Origin of the sequence: Pseudomonas sp. PS01299 (assembly GCF_029960145.1) — a bacterium.
Lineage (GTDB): Bacteria > Pseudomonadota > Gammaproteobacteria > Pseudomonadales > Pseudomonadaceae > Aquipseudomonas > Aquipseudomonas putida_A.
Window position 1 is genome coordinate 1 of record NZ_JASCPO010000007.1, and the last position, 25,746, is coordinate 25,746.

Annotated in this window: 21 protein-coding genes and 1 pseudogene; 6 read left to right on the plus strand and 16 right to left on the minus strand. The window is 50.7% G+C overall.

The window, feature by feature from the left end:
- Window positions 1–145: 145 nt before the first annotated feature.
- The 6 genes and pseudogenes from QMX91_RS03060 to QMX91_RS03085 form a co-directional block, all read right to left on the minus strand.
- Entirely contained in the window at window positions 146–2,176 is a 2,031-nt protein-coding gene (locus QMX91_RS03060) for a pyridoxamine 5'-phosphate oxidase family protein (protein ID WP_223007070.1), read from the minus strand.
- Window positions 2,177–2,236: 60 nt separating this feature from the next.
- Window positions 2,237–2,863, minus strand: coding sequence for a glutathione S-transferase (locus QMX91_RS03065; protein ID WP_210556242.1), 627 nt, complete (start codon window positions 2,861–2,863; stop codon window positions 2,237–2,239).
- A 102-nt stretch (window positions 2,864–2,965) separates the two neighbouring features.
- Window positions 2,966–3,892, minus strand: a complete 927-nt coding sequence (locus tag QMX91_RS03070) for a LysR family transcriptional regulator (protein WP_223007071.1) — start codon at window positions 3,890–3,892, stop codon at window positions 2,966–2,968.
- Window positions 3,893–4,144: 252 nt separating this feature from the next.
- Window positions 4,145–4,537: a hypothetical protein gene (locus QMX91_RS03075; RefSeq protein ID WP_140396033.1), complete on the minus strand. Its 393-nt coding sequence runs from the start codon at window positions 4,535–4,537 to the stop codon at window positions 4,145–4,147.
- A gap of 107 nt (window positions 4,538–4,644) precedes the next feature.
- Window positions 4,645–5,204 (minus strand): annotated as a pseudogene (locus QMX91_RS03080) (arsinothricin resistance N-acetyltransferase ArsN1 family B).
- A gap of 141 nt (window positions 5,205–5,345) precedes the next feature.
- A complete protein-coding gene (locus QMX91_RS03085; protein ID WP_230679402.1) occupies window positions 5,346–5,519 on the minus strand; it encodes a hypothetical protein in 174 nt (57 codons plus the stop codon).
- 327 nt (window positions 5,520–5,846) lie between these two features.
- Here QMX91_RS03085 and QMX91_RS03090 point away from each other — a divergent pair, with 327 nt between their 5' ends.
- Complete coding sequence (locus QMX91_RS03090; RefSeq protein WP_042561899.1) at window positions 5,847–7,172, plus strand: OprD family porin; 1,326 nt, start codon at window positions 5,847–5,849, stop codon at window positions 7,170–7,172.
- A 373-nt stretch (window positions 7,173–7,545) separates the two neighbouring features.
- Here the strand turns inward: QMX91_RS03090 and QMX91_RS03095 are convergent, their stop codons facing one another.
- The 5 genes from QMX91_RS03095 to QMX91_RS03115 form a co-directional block, all read right to left on the minus strand.
- On the minus strand, window positions 7,546–7,878 hold the full coding sequence (locus QMX91_RS03095; protein ID WP_042561900.1) for a DUF2790 domain-containing protein: 333 nt from the start codon (window positions 7,876–7,878) through the stop codon (window positions 7,546–7,548).
- 151 nt (window positions 7,879–8,029) lie between these two features.
- The gene (locus QMX91_RS03100) at window positions 8,030–8,227 is read right to left on the minus strand and encodes a co-regulatory protein PtrA N-terminal domain-containing protein (RefSeq protein WP_042561901.1); all 198 of its coding nucleotides are present in this window, start codon (window positions 8,225–8,227) and stop codon (window positions 8,030–8,032) included.
- Between the two features lie 142 nt (window positions 8,228–8,369).
- The gene (locus QMX91_RS03105) at window positions 8,370–11,537 is read right to left on the minus strand and encodes a CusA/CzcA family heavy metal efflux RND transporter (protein WP_158830539.1); all 3,168 of its coding nucleotides are present in this window, start codon (window positions 11,535–11,537) and stop codon (window positions 8,370–8,372) included.
- 26 nt (window positions 11,538–11,563) lie between these two features.
- On the minus strand, window positions 11,564–12,787 hold the full coding sequence (locus QMX91_RS03110) for an efflux RND transporter periplasmic adaptor subunit (RefSeq protein ID WP_042561903.1): 1,224 nt from the start codon (window positions 12,785–12,787) through the stop codon (window positions 11,564–11,566).
- Window positions 12,788–12,875: 88 nt separating this feature from the next.
- The gene (locus tag QMX91_RS03115) at window positions 12,876–14,105 is read right to left on the minus strand and encodes a TolC family protein (RefSeq protein ID WP_225138954.1); all 1,230 of its coding nucleotides are present in this window, start codon (window positions 14,103–14,105) and stop codon (window positions 12,876–12,878) included.
- Between the two features lie 409 nt (window positions 14,106–14,514).
- Between QMX91_RS03115 and QMX91_RS03120 the strand changes: the two genes are divergently transcribed.
- Window positions 14,515–15,189, plus strand: coding sequence for a heavy metal response regulator transcription factor (locus tag QMX91_RS03120; RefSeq protein ID WP_080896080.1), 675 nt, complete (start codon window positions 14,515–14,517; stop codon window positions 15,187–15,189).
- Window positions 15,186–16,625: a heavy metal sensor histidine kinase gene (locus QMX91_RS03125; RefSeq protein WP_042561904.1), complete on the plus strand. Its 1,440-nt coding sequence runs from the start codon at window positions 15,186–15,188 to the stop codon at window positions 16,623–16,625. Before QMX91_RS03120 ends, QMX91_RS03125 begins: the two co-directional genes overlap by 4 nt.
- Before the next feature lie 596 nt (window positions 16,626–17,221).
- On the opposite strand, the gene QMX91_RS03130 is transcribed toward QMX91_RS03125, so the two are convergent.
- Window positions 17,222–17,899, minus strand: coding sequence for a heavy metal response regulator transcription factor (locus QMX91_RS03130; RefSeq protein ID WP_047297377.1), 678 nt, complete (start codon window positions 17,897–17,899; stop codon window positions 17,222–17,224).
- Window positions 17,900–18,851: 952 nt separating this feature from the next.
- Here QMX91_RS03130 and QMX91_RS03135 point away from each other — a divergent pair.
- Together QMX91_RS03135 and QMX91_RS03140 are read left to right on the plus strand one after the other, a co-directional pair.
- Complete coding sequence (locus QMX91_RS03135; RefSeq protein ID WP_155401178.1) at window positions 18,852–18,995, plus strand: hypothetical protein; 144 nt, start codon at window positions 18,852–18,854, stop codon at window positions 18,993–18,995.
- A 56-nt stretch (window positions 18,996–19,051) separates the two neighbouring features.
- Window positions 19,052–20,737, plus strand: a complete 1,686-nt coding sequence (locus tag QMX91_RS03140) for a phosphoethanolamine--lipid A transferase (protein ID WP_158830538.1) — start codon at window positions 19,052–19,054, stop codon at window positions 20,735–20,737.
- 239 nt (window positions 20,738–20,976) lie between these two features.
- Here the strand turns inward: QMX91_RS03140 and QMX91_RS03145 are convergent, their stop codons facing one another.
- From QMX91_RS03145 to QMX91_RS03160, 4 genes are all read right to left on the minus strand, one after another.
- A complete protein-coding gene (locus tag QMX91_RS03145) occupies window positions 20,977–21,492 on the minus strand; it encodes an ATP-dependent zinc protease (protein WP_155401179.1) in 516 nt (171 codons plus the stop codon).
- A gap of 61 nt (window positions 21,493–21,553) precedes the next feature.
- Window positions 21,554–22,468, minus strand: a complete 915-nt coding sequence (locus QMX91_RS03150) for a cation diffusion facilitator family transporter (RefSeq protein ID WP_042561907.1) — start codon at window positions 22,466–22,468, stop codon at window positions 21,554–21,556.
- 136 nt (window positions 22,469–22,604) lie between these two features.
- The gene (locus tag QMX91_RS03155) at window positions 22,605–22,982 is read right to left on the minus strand and encodes a zf-TFIIB domain-containing protein (RefSeq protein ID WP_208101337.1); all 378 of its coding nucleotides are present in this window, start codon (window positions 22,980–22,982) and stop codon (window positions 22,605–22,607) included.
- Between the two features lie 177 nt (window positions 22,983–23,159).
- Window positions 23,160–25,253: a heavy metal translocating P-type ATPase gene (locus QMX91_RS03160; RefSeq protein WP_158830574.1), complete on the minus strand. Its 2,094-nt coding sequence runs from the start codon at window positions 25,251–25,253 to the stop codon at window positions 23,160–23,162.
- Here QMX91_RS03160 and QMX91_RS03165 point away from each other — a divergent pair.
- The gene (locus tag QMX91_RS03165; protein WP_162184570.1) at window positions 25,195–25,719 is read left to right on the plus strand and encodes a hypothetical protein; all 525 of its coding nucleotides are present in this window, start codon (window positions 25,195–25,197) and stop codon (window positions 25,717–25,719) included. The genes QMX91_RS03160 and QMX91_RS03165 overlap by 59 nt on opposite strands.
- Window positions 25,720–25,746: the final 27 nt, after the last annotated feature.

Consider the following 25,746-nt stretch of genomic DNA (forward strand, 5'->3'; position numbering starts at 1 on the left):
TGATCCCGTTGCTTAAACACATCACCCTGTGGGAGCGGGCTTGCTCGCGAAAGCGGTCTTTCAGTAAACAATGATGTCGACTGATCTGACGCCTTCGCGAGCAAGCCCGCTCCCACAGGGGGGTGTAGTGATTTCAAATGAGCCGTTAGAGATCTAGCACCAACAACTGCTCACTCTGCGCCGGCACCGCGCAACAAATCAGCACCTGCCCCGCTTCCGGCAGGTCTGCCGGGGGCTGTGGATAATTCACCGCGCCACTGACCAGACGTGTCTTGCAGGTGCCGCACGAACCTCCACGGCAACTGAACTCGGGGCGCAGGCCACGGCTTTCTGCGAGCTCCAGCAGACTGCCGCCGTCCGGCTGCCAGCGCGCCTCTTTGGCCGAACGCTCAAACATCACCGGCACAGACGTGATGGCCGCCGGTGGTTGCTCGATGACCGCCGCATCCGGGTCCGGCTGGCGCTTGAGCGTCGACGGGCCGAAGGTCTCGGCATGGATCCGCGCGTCGCGAATGTCCAGCTCGCGCAGACTGTCGTAGACACTTTGGGTAAAAGCGCCGGGCCCACAGACAGCAAAATCGATCTGGTCGTAATCTTCGACCTCCAGCAGATCACGCAGCAGTGCCCGATCAATGCGCCCATGGCGGTCGAAATCTTCGCCTTCATGCACGTCGGCCTCCGGCTGACTGAGCAGGCGAATCACCCGTACCGCATCGCCAGCACTTTCCAGCACGCGATCGAGTTCCTCGCGAAACGGCTGATCGGCCAGGCTGCGCGAACTCTGCAGCAACCACGTCGGCCGAATCCGCCGGGTGCGCAGACCTTGGTACACCACCTCACGCAGCATCGACAGCAACGGCGTGATGCCAACCCCCGCCGCCAGCAGCACCAGCGGCCGGTGTTCCAGTGGCGCCACCGTGAAGTGCCCCTGTGGCGCCCGTGCCTCAAGAACATCGCCGACCCGGATCTGCTGGTGCAAATGGCCTGAAACCAGGCCCTCGCGTTTCACACTGATGCGCAGGAAATCATCCGATGGCGCACTCGACAGGCTATAAGTGCGAATATGCGTTTCACCATCCAGAGTGAAGCGCAACGGCAGATGCTGGCCAGCCTGAAACACCGGCATCCCTGCGCCATCGTCCGGTTGCAGATAAATCGAGCGGATGTGCTGGCTCTCCCTTTCGATGCGGGTCACCCGCAGCGGCCGCCAGCGGTCACCCAGCGCTTTGGCCTGCAAACGTGCATCGGCCTGGGCCCAGGTGCCGGTCAGCAGACTGGTGGGCGACATGCCGTCGAAGCGCCAGCGCAGGGCCAGTGCCGCCGGGCGCCGCACCAGTCTCTCGACCTCGAATGTCCAGAGGCGCTCGGCGCCCTGGAACGCTTCGATCTGCGGCCCGTCGAGGATGATTTCGGTCCGCCCGCTCAGTTGCAGCACATCGCCTGTGGAAAAGTCGATGAACAGCAGGCCGGCCTTGGGATTGAGCAGCAGGTTGCCGAGCGTGTTGAAGTGCAGGTTGCCGGCAAAATCCGGGATGGTCAGACGATTACCTTCAACCCGGACAAACCCGGCCTGCCCGCCACGATGGGAAACATCCACCGCACGTTGTCCGTCCACATCGACGTAACTGGCGACAAAGAAGGTATCGGCGCCTTCGATCATGGCTCTGGCTGCGTCATCAAGACCGTCGTCGTGCTGCGCTGGCCGCGTCTGCGGATCGCTCAGCGGCACGCGCTGGAACTGGCGCAGTTGAATGTATTGCGGACAGTTGCCGAAAGCCTGATCCACGCTCACCTCGAAACCCTGCACGGTCAGATTGTCGACATGACCGTTGAGGCGATTGCGGCGGCGGGTATGCAATTCAATGCCGAGCAACCCGATCGGCTCGCCATTGCGCAATTGCGCCGGATCATCGGCAGCGGGTTGGCTGGCGAAATGCAGATGCTCGGGATCAGGCGAATGCGCAAACCCCGGCGCGCCTTCGAGCACACTGGCCCAAGGACGCCCGTCGGTATCGACCGCGCCGTACAGCATGAACGGTAACTGCTCATAAAAGGCGCGGTGCTGATCCGGCATCCAGTCACGAATCACTTTTCGGCCGAAGGCCTCCATGCGCTCGGCAACGCCGACATGGGTCTGCAGTTGTTGCTCGCCAGCGTGCCACGGTGAACGTTCCATCACGCATCTCCCCGCGCCGCCGGCGCATTGTGGATAACTCGATCAGATCGGGCCGACCTCTCAGGCAGTCTTTTGCAGACCGGCGACCGTGCGCGGCATGCCGACAAAACCGGGCAAGGCCTCGATATGCGCCAGCCAGGCGCGCACGTTGGCGTAGTCGTCCAGCGACACGTTGCCTTCCGGCGCATGGGCGATGTAGCTGTAGGCGGACACGTCGGCGATGGTCGGCTCGCTGCCGGCCAGATACGGGGTCTTGCCCAGTTCCACCTCCATCACTTTGAGCAGGTTGTGCGCACGGGTAATCGCTTCTTCAGCATTCAACTGTGCGCCAAACACCGTTACCAATCGTGCAGCAGCAGGTCCGAAAGCAATCGGCCCTGCAGCGGCCGACAACCAGCGCTGCACTCGCGCCGCACCGACCGGATCGGTTGGCAGCCAACGGCCGTTGCCGTATTTGAGCGCCAGATACACCAAAATCGCGTTGGAGTCGGCCAGCACCACACCGTCATCGTCGATCGCCGGCACCTGGCCGAAACTGTTGATCGCCAGATACGGCGCCTGCTTGTGCTCACCCTTGGCCAGATCGACCAGGATCAATTCGGTCGGCAATTGCAGCAGGGACAACATCAGTTCTACCCGATGGGCGTGGCCGGAACGCGGGAAGTTGTAGAGTTTGATCGCTTGCATGGTCGACTCCGCTGGAGAGGGCGCCGTTCGGGATGGCAGCGCCGATGGAGGCCATCTTCCACCCATCTTCAAATCAACAGAATCACCAGCAATCGCAATCAATTATTTCACTGGATGAAATAACGCCGCGTTCTGCAGCGCCGGATGTTCTCGCAGCACCTTCACCGCGTGGTCGACAAAACTGCGCACCCGCGCCGGTGCCTTGCGCCCGCCCTGATACACCACATGAATCGGCAGCGGAGGCAGTTCGAAATCGGCGAGGACAATTTCCAGTTCACCGGAAGCCACCTTGCCGGCGACCTGATAGGACAACACCCGGGTCAGCCCCAAGCCCAGGCAAGCCGCAGTAATCGCCGCCTGGTTGGCGGTGACCACCAGCCTCGGTTCTGGCCGCACGCTGATCGCTTCGCCCTGATCCACAAACGGCCAACTGCGCAACTGGCCGATGGCCGAGGTCGCCACCACCGGCGCGCCGGCCAGCGCCTGTGGATGCTCGGGGCGGCCGTACCGGGCCAGGTAGGCCGGCGACGCACAGATCACCCGTCGCACTTCGCCGACCCGGATTGCATGCTGATTGCTGTCCGGCAACTCACCAATGCGCACCGCGACATCGATGCCCTCCTCGACCATGCTCACCACCCGATCGACCAACAGCGCATTGATCGAAACATCCGGGTATTGCGTCAGATAAGCCGCCATCAGCGGTGTGACAAACAGCTCGCCGAACAATACCGGCGCCGTCACCGTCAATTGCCCACGAGGCTGGGCATGACTGCCCGCCGCCGAATCCTCAGCTTCCTGCACCTCGGCGAGAATTCTCCGACAGTCTTCCAGATAACGCTGACCCGCTTCGCTCAGATGCACACTGCGCGTGGTACGGATCAGCAACTGCGTGCCAATACGCTGCTCCAGCGCTGCTACCGCGCGGGTGACACTGGCCGCGGACAAGCCAAGACGCCGCGCCGCTGCCGAGAAGCCCTGCTCCTGGGCCACGGTGGCGAAGATCTGCATTTCCTGGAAGCGGTCCATGGAGGTCCTCGATTCAGATACAAAAATCGCAGCCGAGGCTGCGATTTTTGCGGGTTGGGTACCAACAACATAGTTTGACACAACCCATCGCGTAAATCGGGGTCTGTAGGATGATTCGCGATAAAGACAACAGCAACATAGATTGACACAGATGGGCTGCGCTTCAAATACAGGGCCGGGCTGCTCCCAACATAGTGTGACACCAACAACTGAAGTAAGCGGTCAGGAGGGGAGCAGCATAATCTGCGGTCTTCAGCACAAGCTCAGTGCGATGTCTAAATCTGTGCGCAACCTACGGCCGGCTCCCATAAGCACATAAACCGTATTTTTCGTCTCAAACAAGCAGTTGTGAGTGAAGGAAACCCCCAACGTTGATCTGACCCAATCACCAGGCGCAAAACGACCTTTTCTATCTTGGATAACCGTCAATGCGTAAACCAAGGCAGGGATAAGCCCTCTATCGGTGATGGCTATTCGTTGACGTGTTGTAACTTCGAGATCCAAGATTACCCAATCAGCAACAAGGCAATATGCACGGGAAGGAAAATGCAGACCTGCGAATGTCACTGCATCTAAATCGGGGAGTGGGCACCCGTTTATGTTTTCGCCTGCGGAAAGCAGCGAGGTAAACGCCGCCAAATTCATTCATCCCTCCAGCCGGTCGGTAAACTGACTCGAACGTGAATCATCCATAAGCATAGCTCTCAGCGAACAGCCTGGTACCGATGGCGACGAATAGTAGCCAGGTCGCCTCACACCTGGTTTCTCAACTCTCCCTTTATCTCACTGAACGGGATGATTTCTATTGGCGGCGTCACAGCACAAAGCGGTTTACGCCAATAATCCACGCTATGCCATTGGCCGTGCTTGAACCCAACCTCTGGGTAGGTGCCGATGTGGGTGAACCCGAGTGCTTCATGGATACCTATACTTCCTGCGTTGGGTAAGGCAATGCCGGCATAGGCTGCATGAATCCCCTGTTTCTCTAGAACTGGTAGAAGCTGCTGATAAAGCGCACGACCAACCCCTTTTCGGTGCACAGCCGGATCAACATACACGGTGACATCCGCCGACCATCGATAGGCTTCTCTCGCTCGATGCTCGCTTGCGTAAGCGTATCCAACGACGTTGCCCTCCACCTCGGCTACCAGATAGGGATGCGGCGGTAGTGTTGCGGTTATTCTTGATGCCATCTCATCAACAGTCGGTGGTATCAGCTCGAACGAGATGACTGAGTTCAAACCATTGGAGCATAGATAGTCTGGATGGCAGGGGCATCAGATGGTGTAGCAACCCTCACTTTGTAATTCATGTCTTTCCTTACTGCCCCTTTAAAAAATCGCGTTTGAAAGGCTGAACCACCTTAAGGCCTAGCCCTTCAGGATGTCGCGATAGGAACGTGAACTACGCCTTGAGCGGGCTTACCGCATCCACGAACCGTAGAGAGCACCGTTCAGTGAATTGTGAGCTTTTGCTCATGGGGACTAGGCTGCGGGATATCCACGACAACGTCTTTAGCACCGAGAACCTTCGCCAGGAACAGCGCCGTTAACCCACCGAAAAACTGCGCGATGATGAACAGCGCTACGTCTGACATCCGTATCCCCGAGAATGTATTGGTGAACACGCGAGCAATCGTCACCGCCGGATTCGCACTTAAAAACCAGTCGGACCCTACGCATGCGCTTCAAGTTTAAATCATGCCGCCCGTCAGGAGACACATGCGAAGATTCGTTGTAAATAGGAGCCACTCATCGGTGGGTATGTGCCGCAGAAATATTTTTTTGAAAAAAAAATACAGACATTACAGAATTGTAATTCTTCAATCATCTCCCTGTTATCTTCAAATTGCAACGATACAAGTCGGCGACGATACGAAAGCGCAACGCGCTTTCCGTAAACAATAATTCCAGCCGAAGAACTTACTAGTTCTGCCAAACCTAAGGAGTGATTAATGGATAACAATACAAAATTCTCAATGGCCGCTTTAGCGTTGGTTGTCAGTTCTGGGCCTTCCATGGCATTCGCAGAGGAAAAGACTGGGGGATTTATCGAAGATAGTAGTCTTTCCGTGCTAAATCGAAATTTCTACTTCAATCGTGACCATCGTAACGGGCAATCAAGCCCCACAGGCAATGGTTATTCAGAGACTTGGTCGCACGCGATCATCAGTAAATTTGAATCCGGTTTTACTCAAGGCACTGTCGGTGTGGGCGTCGATGCTTTCGCGATGATTGGGTTGAAGCTTGATACGGGTGACGGTCGAAATGGTGGTCGTAGTTCGTTCGATGTACTGCCTGTCAATGGCGATGGTGAGGCTCGAGATGAGTACACAAAAGTCGGTGGGGCAGCAAAGGTTCGCGCTTTTGACACAGTAGTGAAAGTTGGTGATGTTTTTCCAGCGAACCCCGTCGTGGCTTCTGGCGACTCAAGACTACTACCCGAAAGTTTCCGCGGTGTAACCGCGACCAATACCAGCATTGAAGGACTGACTGTTCAAGGTGGTCGCCTGCACGCCATGAGCCAACCAGTCTCCAGCAATATGCGCGACAACTTCGCGACATTCTATGCAGGGCCTGTTAATTCACCTTGGGTAGGCTATTTCGGCGGCGACTACAACGTTAACAAAAATATCATCGTTAGTCTCTATTCCAGTCGCCTCAAAGACGCTTGGAATCAATACTATGCGGGCACGGGATTGAATTACTCACTGTCTGATCAGCTTTCTGTATTCGGTGGCGTGAATTACTACAAGGCCGTTGATGAAGGAAAGAAACTGCTGGGAGAATTCGACAACAATATTTGGAGCGCTAAAGTTGGCGTGAAGTATGGTGCGCACTCACTTGCACTTTCTCACCAGCGAAATAATGGTAATGACGACTTCGACTATCTGCGTCAGTCGGACTCTATCTTTCTCGACAACTCGATCCAATACAGCGATTTTAACTCGCCAAAAGAACGTTCGTGGATGGTTCGCTACGACCTCGACATGAGCTCGTACGGCGTACCAGGCCTGTCGTTTATGACACGTTATGGTCGCGGCACCGACGCTGACTATTCCAACGCTAACGCAACATACATGAGGCGCGATGCAGACGGGAACCCGTTGACAGATCAGAAACGTTGGGAGCGCGACATTGAGGTGAAGTACGTCGTTCAGACAGGTTCCTTGAAAGATATGTCTTTCCGCTTGCGGCAAGCGAATACTCGCGCAACCGCTTTTGAATCGGATCTGGATGAGGTCCGTGTGATTGTTGAGTACCCACTCGCCATTCTGTAATACCTAAACGGGAAAATTCTCGGTTCTTCTAAATTGTCCCATTTTTGATTGAAAATTTCAAAATTGTAATTTTTCAATCATCTCCACGTTAACTAGGATTGCTTATAGTGAGTGGGAGTTATTAGGAATCTAGCTAGCGCATCTGGTTAGATCTCTACAGACAAGTAGCAAGCCTGTGAAAATCTGGAAACTCATTGTTGTTCAGTTAAAGCTACAATTTCACCTTTAGAAGCTCCTTCGGAAAAGGGTGAATTTTTAAGACGTCCCTCGGGACGTCTTTTTTATACCTGTTCGAAGCGAATCTAAAAAACGCCCGATTCCTATTTTTCATATCAGTCGAGCGTTATAGATTGTTCAGATAGTAGGATAGCTACTAGCCACCACGTTTGCGACACTCTCCAGCCACAGTGTACCTAATCGTATTTAGCTGCCCATTTGAATCTTCATAAGTCATGGCGGCTGGCACCACCGCGCAGACTTTTGCAGGCCGCACCACACTGATCACTTTCACAACATCCATCTTCATTCCGTACTCGTATTGTTTCGCTACAGGTGCGCTTTTCCCTTGGCTAATAGCATACTGCTCCATAGCTTTAGCATTAGCCGCCATCATTTTCTCAAAGGTTTTGTCTCCTCCCCCTTCAGCAGAGACAAGAGAGGATAACGCCAGAGTTCCAGCGAGAGTAATAATGCTCATGAATTTCATATTGAGTACCTCATATATTAACAGTTACCAGAATATCAACTAGAACATTGCGTAGGTGTGGCGCCAGGATTACCGATGTCCAATCTGCCATCCAAAAAAAACCGCAACCGGAAACCGGAAGCGGTTTTTTTTATTCAGCGTACTGCTACATTTACATTTCATCAGTCTCATCTTTAGCATCACTTGACACTACTGGCTCGATTTTTCCTTCTTTAGCCACGTACTTCTCCATTGCTAGATCATTTGCGACCATCATTTTCTCAAAGGTTCTGTCTCCGCCACCTTCGGCTAAAGCAACTGAAGAAAGGACTAAAGCACTCGCAAGAGCAAAAATTTGAGCAATTTTCATACTGACACCTCATCTAGTTGACACTCTTAGGGTATCAATTCGAACCTATCAACACGGTGGCGCCTAGATTACAGATTCGTTATGTTGCGCACATAAAAAAGCCCCCCATCGAATCTCGATAGGAGGCTTTGAGAAAACTAAATTATATGGATGCTATTTTGTCGTCTTTGGTTTCTTCCTCGTCTCGGCGGTGCACCCATTGATAAAGAGCAGGCAGTATCAGCAGAGTCAACACAGTTGAGGATAGGATTCCCCCGATTACTACGGTAGCTAGAGGTCTTTGAACCTCTGCCCCCGTTCCGGTTGCCAGTGCCATCGGAATAAACCCAAGAGAGGCCACGAGAGCTGTCATCAACACCGGACGTAAACGTGTGAGAGCCCCTTCATTAATTGCGGAACTTAAAGAATGTCCTTCCTCGCGTAGATTACGTATGAAAGCGATCATCACCAGACCGTTTAGCACCGCCACTCCCGACAACGCGATGAAACCAACACCTGCCGAGATCGATAGCGGGATGTCTCTCAGCCATAAAGCCATGACACCCCCTGTCAATGCGAACGGAATACCAGTAAACACCAGTAGGCCATCCTTGAGGTTGTTGAACATCATGAACAAGAGTGCGAACACCAGAAGCAGGGCAACCGGCACTACAATCTGTAGTCGCTTGGCAGCGGATTGGAGCTGCTCGAACTGCCCTCCCCAAGTGGTCCAGTAACCGGATGGGATTTGCACTTCCTTATCAATGGCGCTACTGGCCTCCTGTACAAAAGAGCCGATATCACGCCCACGCACGTTGGCGCTGACGATCACCAGACGCTTGCCGTTTTCTCGGCTGACCTGGTTAGGTCCCAACACTAGATCGAGGGTCGCCACCTCTGAAAGAGCTATGAATCCGATCTGGTCAGCATTGGTGTTGAGCAACGCCGGTACCGGGATTAGCAATGTGGACAATCCCTCGAGATCCTTACGCATCGCGTCGGATAAACGCACCACCATGTCAAATCGGCGGTCTCCCTCATACATCGTACCGGCTTGTCGACCGCCAACTGCCACCGCAATGGTGTCTTGCACGTCGCCTACGTTGAGTCCGTAACGGGCGGCTTTGTCGCGGTCGATGTTGATGGTCAGTACCGGCAGTCCCGACGTTTGCTCAACTTTGACCTCGGAGGCACCATTGATCTTCTGCATTGATGCGGCGATTTTTGCAGCGGTGCCGTTGAGCACCGCCATGTCATCACCGAATACCTTGACCGCCACATCACTACGTACGCCTGAAATCAACTCGTTGAAACGCAGTTGAATAGGCTGAGAAAGCTCATAGTTGCTTCCGGGCATCGCAGCTGCAGCTTTTTGAATATCGTCTATCAATGCCTCCCTTGATTTATTCGGATCAGGCCATTGACTCTTCGGCTTGAGCATCACATAGCTGTCAGAAATGTTTGGAGGCATTGGATCGGAGGCAATTTCGGCAGTACCTGTACGACCAAACATCCGTTTGACCTCCGGTACTTTTGCCAATACCAGGGTTTCCAGGCGTTGCTGCATCTCTACCGATTGCGTCAGGCTGGTACCTGGGACACGCAATGCTTGCAACGCGAAATCGCCTTCGCTGAGACTCGGCACAAACTCACTACCCATCCGACTTGCGACCACACCGCATATTGTGATCACGCCTAATGCCATGGCGAATGCCAACGATCGATGGCCCATGACCCAGTCCAAAGCTGGAGCATACATCCGGCGGGCGCCACGCATGATGACGTTTTCTTCTTCCTTGACCTTGCCGGTCACGAACATCGCAATCGCAGCAGGGACAAAAGTTACTGACAACAACATCGCCCCCAGTAAGGCGATCACTACGGTGAAGGCCATCGGGTGGAACATTTTTCCTTCGACGCCAGTAAGCGCAAAAATCGGTAGGTACACGACCATAATGATCAACTGACCGAAAATTAATGGTCGGCGTGCTTCCTTGGCAGCAGCGAATACTTCGTGAAAACGTTCAGAGCGAGTGAGGATGCGCCCGTGGTGTTGCTGCGCATGGGCCAAACGCCTGATGGCGTTTTCAACAATTACCACCGCACCGTCGACGATGATGCCAAAGTCCAAAGCCCCAAGGCTCATCAGGTTGGCGCTAACTTTATTGGTAAACATGCCGGTGAATGTGAACAACATAGCGAGCGGGATAACCATGGCAGTGATCAGCGCTGCACGTATATTTCCCAAGAACAGGAATAGAATCGCAATCACTAGGATTGCACCTTCGATCAGGTTCTTTTTTACCGTGGCAATCGCCTTGTCCACAAGATTGGTACGGTCATAGACAGTGACTGCTACAACCCCTTTTGGCAGTGAACGGTTGATTTGCTCAAGCTTGTTGGCAACGGCCTGCGCCACGGTGCGGCTGTTCTCGCCGATTAGCATGAACACTGTGCCGAGCACCACTTCACGACCGTTTTCGGTCGCTGCTCCCGTGCGCAATTCACGGCCGATATCCACGGTTGCAACATTCTTCACACGTATTGGCGTACCGTCGACATTGGCCATGACGATATTGGCGATATCGTCGGTGGTTGCTACTTGACCAGGTGCACGAATCAGTAACTGTTCGCCGCTGTGCTCGATGTAACCGGCACCGACGTTAGCGTTGTTGCGCTCCAGCGCTGTAACAAGGTCAGTCAGCGTGAGCTTGTAAGCGGCCAAGCGTTTTGGATCGGGCGCAATCTGATACTCCTTGGCAAACCCGCCAATGGTATTGATTTCGGCGACCCCAGGAACATTGCGCAGTTGAGGCTTGATGATCCAGTCTTGAATCACCCTCAGGTCGGTCGGCGTATAGGGACTGCCGTCCTCCTTGACAGCCCCCTCTTCAGCCTCGACCGTCCACAGGAAAATCTCACCAAGACCGGTTGAGATCGGTCCCATGACAGCTTCCACACCTTCTGGCAGTTGCTCTTTGGCCACCTGTAATCGTTCGTTGACCAATTGCCGAGCGAAGAAGAGGTCCGTGCCCTCTTTGAAAATAACAGTAACTTGCGACAAACCCGAGCGTGACAGCGAACGAGTTTGTTCTAGAGCCGGTAAACCAGCCATTGCTGTTTCGATGGGGAACGTGATGCGTTGTTCGGTTTCCAGTGGTGAAAAACCTGCTGCCCCCGTGTTGATTTGCACCTGGACGTTGGTGATATCGGGAACCGCGTCGATCGGCAGCTTCTGATAGCTTGCTATACCGAGGCCGGCCATGAGGAAAACCGCGAGCAGTACGATAATGCGCTGCTCGATGGCAAATTGGATCAGGCGTTCGAACATGAGAACCTTCTCGTGGAAATGGCGGATCAGTGGGCGTGTTCAGCCGAGGCTTTACCCAATTCTGATTTCAAAATGAAACTACCGGCGGCGGCGATTTGAGCTCCGGGCTCCAGGCCTTCCTTGATCTCGACCAGACCCGCCGAACGACCACCTGTCTCCACTGGCTGAGCTCTAAACCCGTCCTCCGTTCGAACGAAAACAGTTTGCTTGTCCTCGACCGTCTGAAGAGCCGCCTCAGGTACAGCGACCTTTGTCTGCCGAGTACCGGTGTCAACCTGCACGGTCACAAATAGCCCCGGACGCCATGCACCTTGTGGATTTTCCAATGTCACGCGGACCGTGGCTGTACGGGTTTGCTCGCCCAACAAACTGCCGACATAGGCCACGGTTCCAGTGACTTCAGCATTCAACTCCGGCGCACTGACCTTGACCGATTTGCCTACGAGTACCTTGTTCAAATCCTTTGGTGAGACTCCAAAGGTCACCCACACACGCGACAAGTCGGAGAGCGTAAAGGCATTGGTGGTTTCGCTGACAACTTCACCGAGGGCCAAATGTTTCTCGACTACAACCCCGTCAAACGGCGCACGCAATTCATATCGATTACCCCCGCTGGCGACCGAGCTACCACTCAGTACGCTAATTTTTTGCCGAGCATTGCTGAGAGCAATTTCAGCTTCTTGCAAAGCCTGGCGGGCTTGCAGGAAGTCCTGTTCTGCAGAGATTTTGTCCTGCCATAACTGTCGCTCTCGCTCGTAGGTAGTACGCGCCAACTCAAGACGACGTTGCGCAGCGGCTTGTTCACTGCGCTGATCAGAAATTTGTTGGCTAGCGATTACGGCCAGCAACTGACCTTTTTTCACTGGTTGACCAAGATTGGCATGAACCGACTCAACGACACCAGGTACGCGGGGCACCACGTGCGCAGTGCGGTCTTCATCAAAACGGATTTCTCCAGGAAAGGGCAATGAAAGGCTGATGCTCTGCGCTTTCGCTTCAACCAGTTGGATGCCGGCAGAGCTGATCTGCTCTTCGCTCAGAGTCAAATGACCCTCTTCAGCTTCGCCTTCTGCGTGTTCGCCCTCGGCCGGTTTTCCGTCAGCAGTTTCATCGCCGTGATCGTCATAGCCTTTGCCCTCCTGAGTCTGAGCTTCAGCTGAAGGCACCGATGGGCTTGTCATCCAAAACGAACCGATGCCTATACCTATTGCCAAGGTTAGTGCCGAGACGAGGATTAGTTTTTTATCCATGGAGACTCCCTGCGCAACCCAGTCGGCATTCACGGATTAACGTGGTATTGCGATACTGAGCAGCGGTAAAAAAAGCGTTATATGAAATTCACGGGGTACGAGTGAGAATGGCAACATCACCGAAAATTCGCTCGATACGCACCCAGGCGTCTGTCGCCTCGGCGATGGCTTGGATGTATTGCGTGCGAGCGCTAATCAATGTGCGCTGAGCATCGAGCACGTCGAGAAAGTTAAACTTACCCATTTCGAAACCTCGGGTAGCGGTATCGACGGCACTTTGCGCTGCAGGCAGGATGGTTTGATTGAACGACGCCACTTCAGTGTTAGCAGTCAGCCACTGATCTAAGGTGGTTTGGATCTCTGTGCGCAGTCGTAACTCACTGGCATTCCGAAGGTCGCGAGATTGATCGGCACGGCGGGCTGCGGCCAGTACGTTGCCTTGGTTACGGTTAAACAACGGGATGGGCATAGATAGCCCTACGACATTCACCCGCTCGCGCTCACGCTCGTCGTATTGACTCCCGATACTCACGGTCAGGTCCGGAATTCGACGAGCCTTCTCAAGACCAAGAGAGGCTTCCCGCTGATCTATTTGCAGTTTTGCTAATCGTAGCTCTGCAGTTTCACCAATTCGGCTAAACAGCAGCGACGAATCGGGCACGGTTGGCATCGACCGATTTGGATCACCCACGGACACAAATGCAGGCAAAGGCGCCCCCATGACCTGAGCGAGTCTCTGGTAGGCACTGGCCTCATCCCGCTCAGCCCGCCTCAACTCTAGGCGCACTTCTGATAGCTGAACCTCTGCGCGCGTACCTTCAACGGGTGAGGATTTGCCACTCTTGATGCGACCTTGCGCTGCACGCAAACCGCGCTCGGCGAGCTCAAGTGATTGACGTGACAGCAGCAGTCTTTGCTGAGCCGTTGAGGAACTATAAAAAGCCTGAATGACATCGGCACGCAGAACGTTACGCTTGCGCTCCAACTCAATCCCCGCTGCGTCCTGAGCTCTATTGGCCACTTCAATCCTAGCTCCACGCTTACCGCCAAGCTCTATCGGCTGGCTGATCATTACCGTCGTGGTGCGCGAGTTTCGCCGAGTATCTTCAGCCTCCCAGGAAACCTCAGGGTTTGGAATCAATCCAGCCTGCTGTCGCTCTCCCTGAGCAATACCTGTCTCCCATTGAGCGGCCGCTAGGTCTGGGTTGTTGGAAAATGCAGTTTCAAGCGCTTGATCCATTGTGAGCATTTGAGCGTTTGCGGCTAACAAAGGAGCATTCAAAAGAGCAAGGATCGAAATAAGACCTGCTTGTAGCATGGTTTTATGCGTGATTGGGTGAGCAATAAACTTTCTAAACCGAAGTAATTCCATCATTCCCCAAAACCTTTATACAAAAAGAATTTCCCATGAGGCAAATATAATTCCGCACACCTATCAACAAGGTGACTGAAGAATTACAAATACGTTATCTAACGAATAAGCCTCACTTAATGCATTAGGATTAGGGCAATAAGTGCTCGCACCAAGCGACATCCCTAGACAAAAACGGGAGGCGGCTCTTGTACTACAAGGTGACGAGGGTCGCACGAAACCTTGTTAGTTTTAAACTCTATGATCCCAGAAAATTAAAAATGCAACCAGAATCCAACATTTAAACAGATGGTTAACTTTAAACAGATTCAACGAAAAGAGCCATTACGAACCACTTTAAGAAGGGTTAATTCCTATGCGTATTCTTGTGATAGAGGACGAGCCAAAGACTGCTGAATACTTACATCAGGGTCTAACTGAAAGTGGCTATATTGTAGATTGCGCATCGACAGGAGCTGATGGACTCCATCTGGCACGGCAGCAAGCTTATGATCTGGTATTACTTGACGTAAATCTTCCTGAAATGCACGGATGGGACGTTCTTGAAAATATTCGGCGGTCTAGCAGTACTAGGGTAATGATGCTTACTGCAAGAGGACGCTTAGAAGATAAAATTAGAGGATTGGATCTGGGGGCTGATGACTATCTTGTCAAGCCATTTGAATTTCCAGAGTTGCTGGCAAGAGTACGCACTCTAATGCGTCGTAGCGAACACATACCAATTCAAGAAGTGTTAAAAGTTGCTGATCTTGAACTTGATCAAGGAAGGCATCGCGCATTTCGCGGAAAACAACGCATAGATTTGACGACGAAAGAATTCGCACTGCTCCATCTATTAATGCGTCAATCTGGAGAGGTGTTATCTCGTACTCAGATCATTTCATTGGTTTGGGACATGAATTTTGATTGCGACACCAATGTTGTCGAAGTTTCGATACGTAGGCTCAGAGCTAAAATAGATGACCCATTTGAAACTAAATTAATCCATACGCTCCGCGGCGTAGGTTATGTACTGGAGGAGAGAAAATGAAGCAAGTCAGCCTGTCAATGCGATTGGGTTTGACAGTAAGTATAATGGGAGCAGTACTAGTAGTTTCTTTAGCGATTCTGGCCTATTTAGCGCTTACCCACGAGCTTGATTTGCGTGCAAAAAACAGCTTAGAAAAGAAAATGAATCAAATTGAGCACAGTTTACTGATGGATATCAGTACTAGCAACATGAGCCTAAAGCCACACGCACTATTAGATCAAGTGCTAGGGCATGACAATCTTAATCTCACTATTTTTGATGATGAAAATCTGAGTGTCCCTGTCCTGAGTTTTGGAGCAGATATAACCGTAGTTTCTAGGAGCAAAATCGGAGCAACCGATAGCACTAAGATTTCTTACTACTCCTCGGCACAGGAAAGCGAAAATCACATCCTCACAGCAGCGAAACTCATGAGGCTAAAAGATGGTGAATTCGTATCAGTCTTGCTGACTATGGACCGCTCGAATGATGAATCACTGTTAAGCTCTTATTTGAGTTCAACCATCGTAGCGGTTCCGCTGTTGTTGATCCTTATTGGTATCAGTGCTTGGGCGATAGTGCAACGCGGATTGTCCCCACTCCGGGAATTCTGTGAAGTTGCGGGAATGGTATCAACCCAAGATCTCAGTCACCGACTCTCCGTTGTCAATATGCCCCAAGAGATCAGTGAGCTAGCTCATGGCATAAATTTCATGCTTCACCGACTTGATAGCGGAGTCCAACAACTCACTCAGTTTTCAGATGATTTGGCGCATGAGTTGCGGTCACCGATTACGAACCTTATGGGGAAAGCACAGGTAACTCTTTCTCGTGATCGCTCAGTAAAGGAGTATAAGTCTGTACTAGAGTCTTGCACCGAAGAGTTGGGGCGAGTCACTAGAATTATATCTGATATGCTTTTTTTAGCCCAAGTAAGTCACCCAGCCGCACTTGTACCATTCGAAAACATTTTGCTGGAAGACGAAGCTTTAAAAGTAATTGATCTTTTTTCTCTTTCGGCTGAAGAAAAGTGCGTCGGCATAACCGTCAGTGGTCAGGGCAAAGTTTCAGGCGATCGACTCATGATTCAGCGCGCCATTTCGAATCTTTTATCAAACGCCATTCGTCACTGCCCGATAGAAGAGTCGGTTGTTATTTCCATTGAAACGCGAACCGAAGAAGTCTCCCTTTCAATAAGCAATCCCGGAGTGGGAATTGAACGCCATCACTTGCTTAATATCTTCGATCGTTTCTATCGAGTGGATAATAGTCGCTCACGAGCTGAAGGTGGCACTGGATTAGGATTGGCTATTGTCCGATCTATCATGAGCCTCCATCATGGAACAGCAGATGTCTTTAGTATACCAGGGCATCCGACAACCTTCAGAATTACATTCCCGAAGAACATTTCAACTAGTAACTTAAACTCTCAAAGACCAGGGGAGGTTTTTAGTTAGGATTTAATTTAATCAAAAGCAATATAAAACAGCTTGGCTGCACGAGTCAGATCACTAGGTAATATATGAGTGGGGATCGATGCTTAAAAATCCAAAGACAACATTACTCTTTTTGCTCAGCCAGAGATGAAACCGATGACTCACCAATGGATAGTGAAGATTTAATAGCCCTGTGCAAAATATAACCTTCGTCAAGATACATTACTAGTGCCCAAGAGCAATCCAACGTGAACATCTATTGGTACCGATCTTTGTGACACCCACCTATTACGCAGGTTGATCATGCCTTCATGGATAATCACTCGAGAGTGTGTGGTCTTGCAGATATAGCGTCGCAACCCCCTACTTCGGAATTAAGCTAAATTCAGCATGTTTATTCTAAACTGCAAATCGTATAGACTTTCGTGCAATCTAGATTTTAACGTTATCTTAAGCGCTTGGTGCAAAATTAAATCCCTACTGCAGAACCATTCCGCCTCCTGAGACAATTTTAGAGATTACATAACTGCCTTTCTATAATCAATATTTTCAGCGCGTTTAATTTAGTGCAATCCAATTATTTCGCACAATATCAAAATAAGAATGGCTAAACGGGGTTAATGGGCACGCGACTCAAGGACATATCCAGCACCTCGCAATGTATGGATAAGCTTGTCGTCAAAAGGATCATCAATTTTAGCTCGAAGCCTCCTCATTGCTACTTGAACAACGTTCGTGTCGCAATCACTACTCAGACCCCAGACAGAAGACTTAATCTGCGTGCGCGATAGCGTCGTGCCTGATTGACACATCAAAAAGTGTAGCAAGGCGAACTCCTTGTTAGTCAGGTCAATTCGCTGGTTAGCGCGAAAGGTCCTGTGCCTACCCAGATCGAGCTCCAAATCGCCAACGCGAAGCACATTTAGCGATGCCGACGACCCAGTTCGACGCATTAAAGTACGGACTCTAGCTAACAACTCAGGAAACTCAATTGGTTTGACCATGTAATCGTCAGCGCCTAGATCAAAACCCAAGACTTTATCCTCAACACTACCTTTCTCGGTAAGCATCATGATCGGGGTAATAATTACCTCGCGAATACTTACAAGTAGATCCCAGTCGTCACTTTGCGGGGGGTTTACGTCTAGTACTACAAGGTCATAAGCCTGTTGGGAGACTAAGTTTATGCCATCGATTCCGTTTTGTATGCAATCAACGATAAAGCCGCTTTCAGTCAGACCCTGGCGCAAATAATGAGCGGTTTTCGGATCGTCTTCTATTATCAAGATACGCATTTATTATAAAGTCTCGATACTAATTGAAAATACCACCACACTCATTTAGGCAACTTTACTCACCGGTTCACTTTAGCATCTCAACTGGATGAGTTAAGCCATTACAGAATATCGCGCATTTTTTCAGTTTCTGTTAAATGAGTGAATTGAGACACACGACCATACGGCAAATAGATTTTAGACTACTTGATGACGATAGATGGTCTTATTACAAATTTGTAATTCTTCAGTCACCCTCGCGATAACTCTTATGCAGTACATTGAGCATGCAATATATCTAAACACTCTAGACGCTGCAGATGTCCCTACTGTTAAACGATGAAAACGGCGCGCCTTGGGGGCGAAAATTTTGTGATGCCATCTCGCATTAGAAAAATGTTGTGGTCGGCTGATTCCCTGCCTCGGGAATCATTGATGACGACCGCGCATGAGCCAGCCAATGTAAGACGAGGAACAGTCACCAACCCGTATTATCAAATGAGCCAAGACTCGCAGACGCCGAGCGGGAAATACAGAATAGCGCAGCCAGGCTTTAACAGAGTTTGAACCCCGATGCCGTACTAAAAACGGCTGCCAAAGCTTTCAACGAATATTTGAAATCAACTGCAAGGCGTCGCCTGACTCCGAGGAGTGTGCGTTATGCGAGTACGGCGATGTTTCGCGCAATGAGGATTATCGGCATTCGAAAGTGGTGAACTTGGTAAGCGCATCAAGACCGCTTTGGTCTCTCATCCGCAACTAGAATTCCTTTTTAGACAACTAGTCGCGCCTATCAGAATAGTGATCTAAACAACGTCATCACCTATGCCTTCGATACTAAGACAGATGCGCAACGTCAGCAAGAAAACCATACCCCCGCGACCCAACCACCATCATTTCGCTCCAAAAAAAATTGTTTTTTAAGTCAAGTCGAGCGGATCTATCAGTACAACACTTACTTGGGGGGCATCTCATGAAAAAAATCCTCATCGGTTTTGGCGTTTTGGCGGTTTGGCTAATCGTGGAGCTTCAACCAACCGAGGAAAGCGTTGAGGGTCACTGGTGCATCCATGAATTACATCGCTCTGTTGCTGATTTTTTCTTCCCTAAAACGTAGCGGCAGTCCAGTGACAGTTTGCGCGCACGATCATGTCGAGATATTCCGAGATACCCATGAATAAAAAAATACCAATTCTGAGTACGAAAATTATACTCAGTAGCAATCAATTAATTATTGCAGTTTCAACTTGGCTTCTGTTGTTCAGTAACTGGCCATTTTGGCGAGTTGTTTGGAAAAGCGTGGGAGGCCTACAAGACGGAAGCATCTTATTTGTGCTTAGCCTGCCTTGGTTCGTGTTGATGTGGCTGTACGTGTTACTCAGCGCGATGGCTTGGGGACGCTTCATAAAGCCTGTGCTAGCCATTGTTCTGTTGGTTGCGGCAGCAGCGAGTTACTTTATGAATAGCTACGGCATTGTAATTGACTACAGCATGCTAACGAATGTTATTCAAACAGACATCTCTGAGACCACGGACCTGCTGAACTGGGAGTTACTGCGATGGATGCTGGGTTTTGGTGTTCTACCGGTGCTGCTTATCACCCGAGTCCGTTTGATACAACGATCGCGCACCCGCGCGCTTGCTCATCGATTGATGGGGCTGGCGGTAGCACTTACCTGTTTGGCAATCATCGTATTTACGCTTTACCAATCTTATGCATCGCTCGTACGTAACCATCGCGAACTCAGATTGATGTTAGTTCCTTCGAATGTGGTTTCGGCAATCCATGGGTATATGCGTCGCCAGCTAGCACAGCCCACAGAACTAAAAATCATTGGTGCTGATGCCCGCCAAGGAGAAACTACTGCGAGTGTAAAAAAATCACGCCTGACGTTGTTAATTGTGGGTGAAACCGCTAGGTCCGCGAACTTCTCGCTTAATGGCTACACACGCGATACCAATCCGGAATTGACTCGGCGTGGTGTCTTAAGTTTTGCCAATGTCAGTTCATGTGGAACAGCTACGGCAATCTCCTTACCTTGCATGTTCTTGGATGCGGGTAAACAAGGCTATAAAGACGGTATGGCGTTACGGAGAGAAGGCTTATTAGACGTGTTGCAGCGGGCCGGAGTATCGGTACTTTGGAGAGATAACAATTCGGGTTGTAAAGGTATTTGTGACCGAGTAAAAAATGAGAAATTGAACAATCAGAAAACATCAGGATTATGCAGAGCAGGCGAGTGTTACGACGAAGTCTTATTGCAAGACCTGCAAGCTTACTTGGATCAACAACAGGGTGATTCAGTCGTGGTTCTCCACATGAAAGGTAGTCACGGCCCATCCTACTACAAGCGCTACCCACGCGAATTCGAGCGATTTGGTCCCGTTTGTGATAATAACCAACTAGAGCGATGTACGCGCGAGAGCATAGTCAGTGCCTATGATAACAGTATCGTCTATACAGACTATGTACTTGGACAAACGATTGACTTGCTAAAGCGCAACGCTGAGCGCTTTGATACGGCTATGCTTTACGTCTCTGATCACGGTGAGTCTCTCGGCGAGAACGGGATATACTTGCACGGACTGCCTTATGCTATGGCGCCCAAAGAGCAGACTAGCATTCCCATGGTTCTCTGGATCTCCAAAAACATGCAATCTCGTCAAAAACTAGACGTTCAATGCTTGAGGGAACAGCGAGGCGCATCACTATCCCATGACAACTTATTCCATTCGATATTAGGATTGATGAATATCCAAACTTCGGCATATCGACCTGAGCTTGATCTGTTTAGCGCATGTCAATCCAAAGCCTTGGCCTCATTAAAACTTACTTCAATGACTGGCCAGCAGCAGTAATAGCAGCCAACTAGTGGCAAGAATGAAGTCTAAAGATCATCATTAAAATTAACGCACACTCCACTCAGAGCCATTCATATTAGAATGGTAAGTTTTCAAGCATCTAAAAAAACTGCGACCGACTGTCCGTCTTTTTATTTGACGATTCAGTCGGCCTTTGCAACACTCAATACGAGTATGCCTTCCAGGTGCTTTGCAAATAAAGTAACTCTAAAACTATAATATAAATATATTTAAAATTAACTGCAGTGGGGTTCCTCGGTGAATTTGCGCGAAACATCGACCGCTCCCAAAGCTTCCAATGTTCGGCGTCCTATCAGTACGGGATAGTTCATCTCGCCTCGATCTTTCAGAGAAAATTCCTCTTTATAAATTTTATCTCCTATGCACATCGTCATCATGACGACTGGACGATGTTCAGCGCCGCCGGCACCTCTAACTTTTACATTTCGTTCAATCCGTCGTTCGAAGAGTGCGCTACTCACCTTCTTAGTTTTGGTGTCTTTGACTTTAACGTTAAACCGAATCCATTCTTCTCCATCTTTTTGGAATCTTTTTAAGTCCTTCGCATCCATGGATGACGTAAGAGCCCCAGTATCCAACTTTATTTTCACGGCGATATTTTCTGGTAAAAGTATCCCTTCTTCAATCCACCCGAATACCTTTTCTGGTCTAGCCGGGCTCGACAAAACCGGCTCTACTGTTAGAGACAAAAGCATTATCAGCAGAGCACAATTTAAAATAATTTTTTTCATTTTAACTAGCCCTCTGGGGTGGATCCCCGAAATAACAACTTGTCTTAAAAATGGAACTCAATTAGTGGACCTTGCCTTCATAATCGTCAACTAATTGGCTATGGAAATCTGCTTTTTCCATTTGTACAGTAGTATGACTGATCTGAAACTCTTCACTCATAAGCGACGTGACTTCAGTTAAAATATCTTGTTCACTGCGGGAGGTATAGTCAGCGACCAGGTGAACGCTCATTACACTCTTACCACTGGTTAAAGCCCATATATGCAAATCGTGCACATTTTTTACTCCTACGATTCCGTATATTTTCGCCTCCACCTTTTGAATATCGATGCCCTCTGGAACGCCCTGCAGTAATATATTCATGCTTTCCTTGAGCAGTGACCAAGTCCTAGGCAGCACCCAGAATCCGATACCTGCTGCAACAAGTGAATCAACCCAACTCCAACCGGTGAAGCGGATTACAAGCGCTGCAATGATGACGCCAATAGACCCCACCATATCGCTCCAAACCTCTAAATAAGCGCCCTTCACATTGAGACTTTCCCCACTAGCGGCACTCAACAGACGCATTGAAATGAGGTTAACTATCAGTCCCATCACTGCAATTACTAACATGCCCGTCGACTGAATTTCTGCGGGGGCGTTAAGTCGAAGATACGCTTCATAGACAATGTATATAGCGACTAAAAACAACAAGACAGCATTGAATGTGGCTGCAAGTATTTCGAATCGTGCATACCCGAACGTGCGCTTCCTGTCAGCAGAGCGTTTGGCAATATGAATAGCCAGCAAGGATATTGCCAAAGCCACAACGTCTGTCAGCATATGCGCAGCATCCGACAGTAAGGCTAGGCTGCCCGTGACAAAGGCTCCGATGACCTCAGCAATCATAAAACTTGTCGTCAGGGCGAGTGCGATCCATAACATCTTTTCATGACCCGCACGTACTTGACCGTGACTGTGCCCTGAACTCATGATTTTTCCCCAAATGTAGCCTAATGAAGATCCAACGAGTGGACTGTAGAATATAAAGACCTACTAGCACCCAAACCGTTCCATATCATCAAACCAATCATTCAAAGGTGGATACTGGTTTGATGTAGTATTCAGATCATAAGCGAGAAATCGCCATCTTAATCAAATAGTTCCTGCAAAAACGATTTTTTGCGACTCGGTTGTCCCTGATGCCCACTTTGACTTTGATGGCCACCTTCTTTCCATCCACCGCTGTGGCTCCCTCGATCTCCATGACCATGCTTATTCCCGTACTGGTTGTAACCAGGTTGTTCTGCTGGCGTCGAACTTTGGACAGGTGATGTGAGGTTCTGTGGAAGCAATCTAACGGTCTCTTGTCGCTGACTACGCTCAATAATCTTGTCGAGTTCACCTCGGTCAAGCCAGACACCGCGGCATTGCGGCAATAGTCAATTTCTATGCTCTGGCGCTCAGTCATTACTAAAGCTATATCTTTGCAGATAGGACATTGCATATTTAATTCCTTATGTGAGTAATCAATTTTGACAATGTAGCTTTCGAATCAATACCGCAATAGTTGTGGTCCATTGAATACCACAAGCGGGCTCGTCCCCATATCGGCGAAAAGAGCCATCCACAAAGTTGCTTGGCCGGGCGAAGACGCTTTTATCTTTCATCCTCACCTCGCGATCTACTTCTTTAGCAATCGAAGTCCATTGAGCACGACAAGTATGCTCACTCCAACGTCTGCAAAAACAGCCATCCACATGGTGGCCAAACCCATGAGGATGAACACAAGGAAAATGGCCTTAATACCTAAGGCGAACAAAATGTTTTGCTTAAGAATCACAGCTGTCTCGCGTGACAGGCGGACGAAGGCCGGAATCTTGCGCAGATCATCATCCATTAAAGCAACGTCAGCCGTTTCAATAGCGGTTCCCGTGCCAGCCGCGGCCATGGCGAATCCGATCTGAGACTTGGCCAATGCAGGTGCATCGTTTATCCCATCACCGACCATCCCCACCACGTGCTTACGGCCCTTCAATTGATCAATTACTGAAAGCTTGTCGCTGGGCAACAAGTTTCCCCGCGCCTCATCTATCCCAACTCGTTTGGCAATCGCATCAGCCGTGTACGAATTGTCGCCTGTAAGCATCATGGTCTTGATACCCAATGCATGCAGCTCCTTGATCGCTGTCTGGCTTGAGTCCTTTACGGTATCGGCTACAGCAAACAACGCAAAAACCTGACTGGCGCTGGTCAAGGCTACGACTGTTTTGCCTTGGCGCTCCAGGCTAGTCAGAGATTCGTCCAACTGCGAAGTACCGAGCCCCAACTCCTGGATCAGTCGGTGATTGCCCAGGTAGAAGAGCTGGCCTTCAATCATCCCCTTTACCCCGCGACCGGGAAGGGCCTCAAAACTCTCCACTTGCAGGAACGTTGATGCGTCCGAGCCTTCGTACTTGGCAATTGCCTGTGATACGGGGTGATCCGAGCGTGCACTGAGGCTGGCGGCAACAATCTGAGGATGTACCTCTGAGTCTTCGGCTACCGGAATGTAGTCTGTCTGAACCGGTTTCCCATGGGTAATGGTGCCGGTTTTATCGAGCGCGACGAAACTCAGCTTGGCGCCTATTTCCAGGTAGATGCCGCCTTTAACCAAAATGCCTTTGCGAGCCGCTGCCGCCAGACCACTGACGATGGACACCGGAGTGGAAATGACCAGCGCACAAGGGCAAGCAACCACCAGAAGCACCAGTGCACGATAGATCCAGTCAGTCCACAATCCGCCCATAAACAGTGGTGGGAATACCGCAATCGCGACGGCGAAAAAGAACACCCCTGGCGTATAAATTTTGGCAAACTTATCAACGAACCGCTGGGTTGGAGCTCGCGAACTTTGGGCTTCTTCAACCGCGTGAATGATTCGAGCAAGGGTCGTATTGTTGGCCTCAGCTGTCACTCGATACTCGAAGGAGCCGGATTCGTTAATGGAGCCGGCATAGACAGGATCATCGACATCTTTTTCGATGGGCAAGCTCTCGCCCGTGATGGGCGCTTGGTTAACAGTAGAGTTACCAGAAGAGACTTTACCATCCAGGCCAATTCGTTCGCCGGGGCGGACACGAACCAAGGCCCCAATCTCGACCGTTTTTACATCGACTTCCAGCCAACTACCGTTGGGTTGGCGCACGGTAGCTCGTTCAGGGGTCAAGTCCATCAGCCCCTTGATCGCATTGCGCGCACGATCCAGCGATTTCGCTTCGACCATTTCCGCAACGGTGAAGAGAAACATGACCATCGCGGCTTCTGGCCACTGTCCGATCAACACCGCTCCGGTAACCGCGATGCTCATCAGCGCGTTGATGTTCAGGTTGAGGTGTTTGATCGAGATCAAACCCTTCTTGTAGGTCGTAGGCCCGCAGAGCACGATGGCGAACAAGGCTATGACCGCTATCACCCATTCAGGCGCGGAGTTAGTGAAGTGCAGGACTTCAGCACCCACGGCAGCGACACCGGAAAGCGCTAATGGCCACCATGTGCTCTTAGGTGATTCCGCCTGGGGAAGGACTTCTGGCGTATCTGCGCTGGTTGCATTGCCATTAGCCGTCAAAGGTTCGGCGTGCATGCCCAGCGATAGCACTGCTGCCTCGATACCCAAGGTGTCGGGTAGCTCGTGCCAGACAGCCATCGTGCGGTTCATCATGTTGAACTCGAGCTTTTGAATGCCGCTCATCTTCGCGAGCTTGTCCTCGATCATGGTCTGCTCGGAAGGACAGCACATCTGCCCAATCCTGAAACTGCTGAAACGAGTCGCTTCGTCGGTATTGGTGGGAGACACGTTTTCGATGCCGACTTTGGGACTACCCGCAGCAGATGGTGGGCAGCAAGCATCGATAAAAAGGTCATTATCAACCGTAGCAGCAGGCTGGCTCGGCTCGGCAAGGCTGTACAGGGCAGATGGCGGTGCTACGACAGCGCAGTTCGATTTACTGATATCGGAGCCGGGGGAGCAGCAACCCGCGCCCTTTACTGAAGAAGGCGCTGAGCTGACGTCCAAAGTTTTCGCGGAGCAGCAACTACTGTTGGACTGTGCTGTAGTTGTATTACACATAGTCGCGGCAGGTGCACAGCAGCCGGTCGGTGCTGCCGGGTCAAATACCTCAACGGCGGCGTCACTTTTCGGTGTTTGTTCATCACCGCAACAGCTTTTCATAAAGGCACTCTCCACAATTTATTGTGAAGAGTGAACACCCTATAGCCACTATAAGGTCAAG